Consider the following 8,885-nt stretch of genomic DNA (forward strand, 5'->3'; position numbering starts at 1 on the left):
CGAGCAGCACCGGTGTGAATCCGGCGTGGGGGACGCGCTCCAGCAACTCCGCGGCCTGGGCGTTGCTGGGATGGCCGAGGGCACCGCCCACCCGGCGCTGGACGGTCGGCGGATAGGGCCCTGGCTTGAGCATCTCCGGTTCATGGTTGGCCTCCAGCATCAGCGCATCGCACTCGCGCAGCGCGTCGCACATGCGCGGCGTCACAGTGCCCGCATCCGTCAGCACACCGAGGCGACGCCCGTCGCCCTCGAACACGAACTGGCAGGGCTCGCGCGCGTCGTGCGGCACAGGGATCGGCCGCAGCACCATGGCACCGATGCGCAGGCTCCGCGCATGGCTCGGGAAGAGCCGCAACCGCGCCACGGCATCGGGCCTGCGGGCCTTGGCGGGACCTGTGCAGACGCCCTTCCAGGTGCCGGGGGACGCCCAGACCTCCAGGTCATAGCGCCGGGCGAGACGAGGGACGCCGGCGATATGGTCGCCGTGCTCGTGGGTGACGACAACGGCCGTCAGCTCGCCGGGCTGGACGCCGATGGCGGCGAGGCGCTGCTCTACTTCCCGCAGGGAGAAACCGCAATCCAGCAGCACACGCGTGCCGTTACATTCGATGAGGGTCGCGTTGCCGCCGCTGCCGCTGCCCAACACCGCGAAGCGCATGCGCACTAACCGATCCCGATATCAACAAAGGATGTCCGAGCGCAGGGAAGCGGCGCTGCGGCCAGGTTGCCAAGTGGTGCGCAGCATCCGACAACGAAGTCCTGCAGCCTAGCGAAGCTCTTCTGCAAGCAGCCCCAGGATGCGCTCGCCCGTGCCGCCGGTGGTGGGTCGGCCGGCCGCGTCCAGCACCCTGACGCGGGTTTCGTCGGCGCCGGCATCGAGCCGCACTTGGTATTGCTCGACCTCGCGGTCGCCGCTGCCGCGCCAGAATGCGACACGGTCGATGATCCCCCGCTTGCCGTCAGCATCCCTTTGGGGGTCATCGTAGCGAACATAGAAAACGCCCTCGCTGCGGTTGCGGTCGGCCACGGCGAAGCCGCTGCGATCCAGGGCGAGCCCTGTTTGTCGCCAGGCCTGACGATATTCTCCAGGTATCACGAGCTCCGCGCTGGCGCCGCTGCCCACGAGTCGAGCGCCTGCGCCGGCGGGCACTGTGCCAGCAACGCCGGCAGCGCTGCCACCGCCACCGGCGAGCATGCGGTCGGCGTCACGGTCTGACACGCCCAGATAGAGCATCAGGCGGCGCAGCATAATGGCCTCTTTGTCAGGGTCGTTACCGGCCGGCTCCCATACCGTCGTGGCCCCCTCACCGACGGTGTTGCGCACTAGACGCTCCTCCATACCATTGTGGGTCAGATAGACCTCGGTGGAGTCCCGGACGGGGCCTGCGTCGATGCGGACGCGATATTGATCGCGGGTGGAGGTGGAGTAGAGCCCATCCAGCACCTTGCGGACCTGGCGAGTGATGAAGTCGGAGCGGACCTCCGCACGGTTCTCCAGCCAATCCGTCTTCATGACGCCCGTCGCCGGGTCCTGCTCGACCAGCAGGATGCCCTGCTGGCGCCAGAACGCGACCACTTCCGGCCAGACGGCGGCGGGCGGTGCGTCGATATCGAGCCAGCGGCGGTCCCCCGAGCGGCGCAGCGTCACCCCCTGCACTTCTGGCAGCACAGTGCTGCTACCGGCGATGCGGGTACGGGCCGCGCGCTCGCCGGCGTAGCTCGAATAGGTGGCCGTGCCCGAGGCACTGGGGATGTCCAGGGCGTCATCGAAGGTGGCGCCGGCGAGGTCGGGCGGCAGCTCGAGATTCTCCGAGGCCTCGCGCTGTTCCTTGTATTCGAGCGACTGGTCCGGCAGGACCTTGTCTAGTGTGCCGCCGCAGCCCGCGACGAGCAGTGCCGCCAGAGCGGCCAGCAGTTGGGTAGATCGCTTGGTCATGATGGCTGGGACAATGGGGTTGCGCTGCTCACCACTGAGACCAGCACCCGCGGCAGGTGCCGGCGGCTGCGGCGGCCTCAGCTCGCACCGACGCGCTGCATCGCCTCCCGCAGCGGTGCGTGGTAGTCCTCACTGAGCCAAGTGAGGGGAAGGCGGATGCCGCGCTGCGCGAGCCCCATTTCCGCCATGGCCCATTTCACCGGAATTGGGTTGGACTCCAGGAAGAGCGCACGGTGGAGACCATCGAGGCGCGCGTTCAACGCCAGTGCCGTCTCCCGGTCCCCGGCGAGGGCCGCCTCGCACATCTCTTGCATCAGCGCCGGGGCAACGTTGCTGGTAACGGAGATAACGCCGTCACCGCCGCGCAGCATGAACTCGCAGCCCGTGCCGTCATCGCCACTATAGAGGGCAAAATCCGGCCCGCAGAGCTCGCGCAGCCGGGCGACGCGGTCGAGGTCGCCGGTGGCATCTTTGAGGCCAATGATGTTGTCCACAGCCGCCAGTGCGGCGGTGGTCTCCGGCAGCATGTCGCAAGCGGTGCGGCCCGGGACGTTGTAGAGGATCTGCGGTATGGCGACGGCTTCGGCGACGGCCTGGTGATGGGCGATGAGCCCTGCCTGCGTCGGTTTGTTGTAGTAAGGGGTCACCAGCAGCGCCGCATCGGCACCCACTTCCTGCGCGCAGCGAGTGAGTCGTATGGCCTCCGCGGTGGCGTTGGCACCAGTACCGGCGATGACCGGAATGCGCCCGCGGGCCAGCTCGACGCAGCGAGCGATCACAGCGCAATGCTCACGCTCGTCCAGCGTCGCCGACTCTCCCGTGGTGCCCACGGCAACGAGGCCGGCAGTGCCGGCCTCGACATGGAACTCCACCAGCCGCGCGAGCGCAGTATCGTCGACGGACCCGTCCTCATCCATCGGTGTGATCAGCGCGACGATGCTCCCACGCACAAACATCAGTGGCCCACTTGGTGCCTAAACAATCTGCGGATACTAGCGCGCGCCCCAGCGACCTTACAAGGCAGCGACGGGCGCTGCGCCGGCCGCCAGGGCGCGCCAGCGGCTTCAGGCAGACAGCGCGTCAGCTCCCGCGGCCTGGCCTTGGCCCCGCAAAAGGGCATGCTATACACTCGGCGCGAGCTTGCCGCCGGCCGCCCCATGACCCTTCAAAGGAACCATGAGCACGCACAAGACTTTTCTCGTGATCTCTGCCCTCGGCGAGGACCACCCGGGCCTGGTCAACGACCTGTCGCGGACCATCCTCGAGCAGGGCTGCAACATCGAAGACAGCCGTATGACGGTGCTGGGTGGCGAGTTTGCCGCCATCCTTCTGGTAGAAGGCAAATGGAACACCCTGGCCAAGGTTGAGAATGCACTGCCCGAGCTTGAGCGCTCACTCGGCCTCACCATCACCTGTAAGCGCACCGGCGAGCGCGAGCGCAGCACCGACAAGGTGCCCTATGCCGTCGATGTCATTGCCATGGACCACCCGGGCATCGTCAACAACCTGGCCGGCTTCTTCGCCGAGCGGCAGATCAACATCGAGGACATGGCCACCAACACCTACGCCGCCGCCCACACCGGCACGCCCATGTTCGCCGTGCACATGACCGTCGGCATCCCGGCCTCGACACACATCGCGACTCTCCGCGAAGAGTTCATGGACTACTGCGACGGGCTCAACCTCGACGCGGTCCTGGAGCCGCTCAAGTCCTGAGCCCGCCGCGCCGGCCCACCACCGCCAGGGGCGGGCCAGACCGGCTGAAAACCCGCCGCCGCCAACCCGTCAGCCCCACAGAGGAATTACCCATGGCAGTCGCAATCGGCGAGACCGTCCCGGACATCGAGCTCCCCGCCACCGGTGACAAAACCCTGAAGCTCTCGGACCTACGCGGGCAGCGCGTCGTCCTCTACTTCTACCCGAAGGCGAGCACCCCGGGCTGCACCCAGGAGGGGCTCGACTTCACATCGGCACAGGAAGCATTCGCCAAGCTCAATACGGCCATCGTCGGCGCCTCCCGCGACGGCATCAAGGCGCAGGAGAACTTCAAGGCGAAACAGTCCTTCGGCTTCGACCTGCTCTCCGACAAGGACGAGGCGCTGTGCAAGGCGTTCGACGTCATCAAGCTCAAGAAGATGTACGGCAAGGAATCCCTCGGCGTCGAGCGCAGCACCTTCCTCATCGACGAGCGGGGCGTGCTCCGCCAGGAATGGCGCGGCGTGAAGGTCAAAGGCCACGTGGACGAGGTCTTGGAGGCCGTGCGCGCACTGGGCTGACGGGCGCTTACCGCCGCAAACCCCCTCACCCCGCAACACCCGCGGCAAGCGCCGCGCGGTATGGCCCTCGTAATACTGCCACGGCCGAGGCGCGCCCAAAGCTGCTTATGATCAAGCGCGAGAACGATAAGCCCTGTCTCTTCGTCCTGGATACCAACGTGCTGATGCACGATCCAACGGCGATCTTCCGCTTCAAGGAGCACGACATCTTCCTGCCGATGGTGGTGCTCGAGGAGCTCGACGCGGCGAAGAAGGGTGTCTCCGAGGTGGCCCGCAACGTGCGCCAGGTGAGCCGCTTTCTGGACCAACTGATGCAGGACGCGGACAAGACCGAAATCGACGCCGGTCTGCCGATCCAGCCCTTCGGCGAGTACGGCAGCGGTGTCACCGAGCCGCCGGCGGGGCGGCTCTTCTTCCAGACAGAGCCGCTGTCGCAGCACTTCGACACCGTCCTACCCGGCACCACCGCCGACAACGAGATCCTGGCCACGGCGCAGTCGCTGCAAGGACGCCGGGCCGAGCACACCGTCGTCATCGTTTCCAAGGACATCAACCTGCGCATCAAGGCCGCGGTGCTGGGCCTGCCGGCGGAGGACTATTCCAACGACCGAGTACTGGACGACGTCGACCTGCTCTACACGGGTATGGCGCCGCTTTCGGACGACTTCTGGGAGCACCACGCAAAGGAGGTGGACGCCTGGCAGGAGGAAGGTCGCACCTTCTACCGCGTCCAGGGTCCGGACGTGGCGGACTGGTATCCGAGCCAATGCCTGTATATGGATCAGGACGAGAGCTTCGAGGCCATGGTGCGGGAGCGCCGCGGAGAGACCGAGGCGGTCATCGAGCTGGTGGACGACTACCGCCTGCAGCGGCACAACGTCTGGGGCATCTCGGCACGCAACCGCGAGCAGAACTTCGCGCTCAACATGCTGATGGACCCCGAGCTCGATTTCGTGACTCTGCTCGGCACAGCCGGCACCGGCAAGACGCTGCTGGCGCTGGCTGCTGGACTGGCACAGGTGCTGGATCGCAACATCTACCGCGAGATCATCATGACTCGGGTGACGGTCCCCGTGGGTGAGGATATCGGTTTCCTGCCCGGCACCGAGGAAGAGAAGATGACCCCCTGGATGGGCGCGCTGATGGACAACATGGAGGTGCTCACACAGACGGAGGGCGGCGACTGGGGCCGGGCCGCCACCAACGATCTGCTGCGCTCGCGGGTACGCATCCAGTCGCTCAACTTCATGCGCGGACGAACCTTCCTGCACAAATACATCATCCTGGACGAGGCACAGAACCTGACAGCCAAGCAGATGAAGACGCTCATCACCCGCGCCGGCCCGGGGACGAAGATCGTCTGCCTTGGGAATATCGCACAGATCGACACGCCCTATCTGACTGAGACCACGTCCGGCCTGACCTACGTGGTGGACCGCTTCAAGGACTGGCAGCACAGCGGCCACATCACGCTGATCCGCGGCGAGCGGTCGCGGCTCGCGGACTTCGCGTCGGACGAGCTCTGAGCCACACGTCTCCCGCCGGACTCGGCGCTGCCATGGGAGACGCTGAGTATTGGCTTTGCCTTTCCGTGATCGGCACGGGAGACGCCAGTCAATCGGCGTCTCCCCTGGAGCCGACCACCCCGAGGTCAGCGCGGGTGGCACTCTGCGGGTGGCGGTGAATGCTGCACTTCCCCTCGCTAGCCCCCATAATCCGCACTCATGGCAGCGGCGCCAACGCCACCGCCGTACCAATCAGGGTCCGCCTGGACCTAACCACCAAAGAACCATGAGGACTCCCAACATGCGCATCATCCTGCTCAGCCTGCTCCTGGCGCTTGCCCTCGGCCCCGCCCTGGCGCTGGCCGGCGACAAGCCGAAGGTCGTTTATCACGTATCGGACGAAGCCAAGGTCAGCTTTGCGCTCAATAACATCAAGAACCACATCGCAGGCGTCGGCGGCGGCGAGAACATCGAGATCGTGCTGGTGTCACACGGTCCGGCCGTAAAGCAGTTCAACGACATCGAAGCCGTGGATCGCGTGCGCAACGGTATCGCCGAGCTCCAAGAGCAGGGTGTCACCTTCGAGGCCTGCGCCAACACGCTGGAGGCCCTCGGCCTGGCGCCCGATGAGCTGCTGCCCGGGTTCAAGATTGCAGAAAAAGGCGGTGTAACCCGTATCACGGAGCTGCAGGGCCAGGGGTACGCGTATATTCGCCCCTAACACCGCCAGCGCGGGAACGGCCAGCACCGGTTCCCGCACCTGGCGCAAACGCTCAGCCGATCGCCTCGCCGGTTAGCGGCGGGGACCAAGCCGGCTAAGTGCATTGCCTCGCCGGCAACGCCGCGGGCGCGGTGGACAAGGTCGGCGCATGCCGGTCTGCGCAAACCAGTCGGCTCCCTGGGCTCGACATCGCCCGTAGCCATGTCATCTGCCCTGCAGCAAGGTCAACCATGCACGATGCGACCCAAAACAGAATCGGCCCCGTCGTGCTCGCGGCCGGCGTCAGCCGCTGGAACGGCTACACCTTTCTGCTGTCGGCTTTCCTGTCCATCGGCTTGATGACGTTCATCACAGCCGGTCAGACTTATATCCTCAATGCTCACCTGGGCGTCCCGGAGTCGGTGCAGGGCACGATCACGGGTGACCTGGTCCTCCTCACGGAAATCATCACGCTGCTGCTGTTCATGCCGGCCGGCGTGCTGATCGACCGCATCAGCCGCCGCGGCGTGTTCGCGGTCGGCTTTCTGATGCTCGGCGCAACCTATGTGCTCTATCCGCTGGCCCCCTCCGTCGAATGGCTGTTCGCGTTTCGCGTGATTTATGCCATCGGTGTGGTCGCGGTGGCTGGCGCGCTCTCCACAGTACTGGTCGATTACCCGATTGAGCGCTCCCGCGGCAAGCTGGTCGCCATGGTCGGCGTGCTGAGCGGCCTTGGCGTGGTGGTGATGAACCAAGGCTTCGGCTCGCTGCCGGACCTGCTCACGCTGCGCGGCTTAGGTCCGCTAGAGGCGGGCGTGCTGACCCATTTCGCGGTCGCCGGCATGTGTGTTCTGGGCGCACTGGCGGTCCGCGTCGGGCTGCAGGCCGGGGTGCCCGTGCATCGCGAGGAGCGCCCAACGGTTCGTACGCTGCTCCTCAGCGGCTTTGCTCAGGCCCGCAACCCGCGTGTCCTCCTCGCCTATGCCGCGGCCTTCATCGCCCGCGGTGATCAATCGATCAACGCTGCCTTCCTGATCCTCTGGGGCACCCTGGCCGGACGCGCCGCCGGTATGGACAACGCCGAAGCGGTGATGAACGGAACCTTCATCTTTGTCATTGCGCAGATCGCGGCGCTGCTCTGGGCGCCGGTGATGGGGCCGATCCTCGACCGTATGGATCGCGTGACCGGCCTCGCCATCTGCATGGTGCTGGCGGCTGTTGGTAATCTTGCCCTGATACTGCTCGATGATCCCTATGGCGATTATCGGTTGGTGTTCTTCATCCTACAGGGCATCGGTCAGATCAGCGTTTTCTTGGCTGCGCAGTCGCTGATCGGCCAGGAAGCCCCTCAGAACCAACGCGGCTCCGTGCTCGGCGCGTTCAACATCTCTGGCGCCATCGGTATCCTCATCATCACTGCGGTTGGCGGACGGCTGTTCGATGCCGTCGACCCGCGCGCACCCTTTGTCGTGGTGGGCAGTATCAACGTGCTGCTGGTCTTCGCGAGCCTTTACGTGCGGCTGTGGACGGCACCCAAGCCAATCACCGCGACGGCAACCGCCAGCGGCTGAGTGCCACTCCCGCCAGAAGGTCAGGGTCGGATCAGCCCAACCGCGCAGCATGGCGGATGACATTCACGCTCTCGGGCGGATACGGAGTGATCGGCCTTGCCCCTGCCGCATGACCCCAGTCGCTACGACGAGCACCTGGCCCTGAAGGTCCCCCTGACCCTCTGGCTCGTGCTCGCGTTCCTGCTGCGTCACCTGCTGCTGCTCGGCATCACCTTCCTCCCCACCACCGGCGAGGAAATCAAAGCGCTCAGGGACCTGATCCGCCCCGCCTACCTGGCAGCCGACCTGCTCGCCCTGCCGGTGGCCGTCATCGCCGCCCGCCGTAGGCCGCGATCGCCGGCCTGGATGCGCCGTCTCTGGCCACTTGGCCGCGCCCTGCTCACGGCATCCGCCCTGCTCTACCTCACCCTGCTCGGTTGGCAGCTGACGACCGGCGGCAAGCCGTTGGTCGTCGCCCTGAACGAGGCAGTGCTCGTGTCCGCACTACTCAATATCGCCGTCGTTGCCTACCTTTGGCGCTCGGCGTTGGTAAGGGATCTGTTTCGCGATTTTCCAGCGGAAACGGCATGAGGCAACCACAGGCCTGGGCAGATACCGATATGCACAGCGGCGAGACTGCACTATGGGTCCGCGTTACCTGGGCGTCGGTACCTCCTGGCACTCCCGGAAGATGCGCCTCTCGCACCTGACGCGCATTGACTTTTGCAGCTTCAGGAAGATGGCGTGGACGGCCGCCTCCTTGGACTCTGTGAGCCCCCAACCCACCAGGACGAACACGACCGCCCTAGTAGCCTTGGGTAGATAGCTCCGGTACGGCGCACAGCAAACACCAACCAGCACCGGTAGACACCCGGCAAACACGGCTGCCGCCCACTTGCGTGCCCCGCCCCCAAACTT

9 protein-coding genes are annotated in these 8,885 nt (G+C 65.9%); 6 read left to right on the forward strand and 3 right to left on the reverse strand.

What is annotated here, in order from left to right; translation table 11 throughout:
• The 3 genes from I6U14_RS02690 to dapA form a co-directional block, all read right to left on the reverse strand.
• On the reverse strand, window positions 1-658 hold a 658-nt coding region (locus tag I6U14_RS02690; RefSeq protein WP_296896692.1), incomplete at its 3' end, for an MBL fold metallo-hydrolase.
• A 108-nt stretch (window positions 659-766) separates the two neighbouring features.
• Window positions 767-1,936, reverse strand: coding sequence for an outer membrane protein assembly factor BamC (gene bamC / locus I6U14_RS02695; RefSeq protein ID WP_296896677.1), 1,170 nt, complete (start codon window positions 1,934-1,936; stop codon window positions 767-769).
• Between the two features lie 77 nt (window positions 1,937-2,013).
• Entirely contained in the window at window positions 2,014-2,892 is an 879-nt protein-coding gene (dapA, locus tag I6U14_RS02700; protein WP_296896679.1) for a 4-hydroxy-tetrahydrodipicolinate synthase, read from the reverse strand.
• 220 nt (window positions 2,893-3,112) lie between these two features.
• Between dapA and I6U14_RS02705 the strand changes: the two genes are divergently transcribed.
• From I6U14_RS02705 to I6U14_RS02730, 6 genes are all read left to right on the forward strand, one after another.
• On the forward strand, window positions 3,113-3,652 hold the full coding sequence (locus I6U14_RS02705; protein ID WP_296896681.1) for a glycine cleavage system protein R: 540 nt from the start codon (window positions 3,113-3,115) through the stop codon (window positions 3,650-3,652).
• Between the two features lie 92 nt (window positions 3,653-3,744).
• Window positions 3,745-4,212: a peroxiredoxin gene (locus I6U14_RS02710; protein WP_296896683.1), complete on the forward strand. Its 468-nt coding sequence runs from the start codon at window positions 3,745-3,747 to the stop codon at window positions 4,210-4,212.
• 107 nt (window positions 4,213-4,319) lie between these two features.
• Entirely contained in the window at window positions 4,320-5,738 is a 1,419-nt protein-coding gene (locus I6U14_RS02715; protein ID WP_296896685.1) for a PhoH family protein, read from the forward strand.
• A 280-nt stretch (window positions 5,739-6,018) separates the two neighbouring features.
• Window positions 6,019-6,438 carry a DsrE family protein gene (locus I6U14_RS02720; protein ID WP_296896686.1) on the forward strand — a complete coding sequence of 140 codons (420 nt, stop codon included), beginning with the start codon at window positions 6,019-6,021 and terminating at the stop codon, window positions 6,436-6,438.
• Window positions 6,439-6,668: 230 nt separating this feature from the next.
• A complete protein-coding gene (locus tag I6U14_RS02725; RefSeq protein WP_296896688.1) occupies window positions 6,669-7,988 on the forward strand; it encodes an MFS transporter in 1,320 nt (439 codons plus the stop codon).
• A gap of 96 nt (window positions 7,989-8,084) precedes the next feature.
• A complete protein-coding gene (locus I6U14_RS02730) occupies window positions 8,085-8,558 on the forward strand; it encodes a DUF2919 family protein (RefSeq protein WP_296896690.1) in 474 nt (157 codons plus the stop codon).
• Window positions 8,559-8,885: the final 327 nt, after the last annotated feature.

It is taken from the genome of Thiohalocapsa sp., assembly GCF_019695415.1.
GTDB lineage: Bacteria > Pseudomonadota > Gammaproteobacteria > Chromatiales > Chromatiaceae > Thiohalocapsa.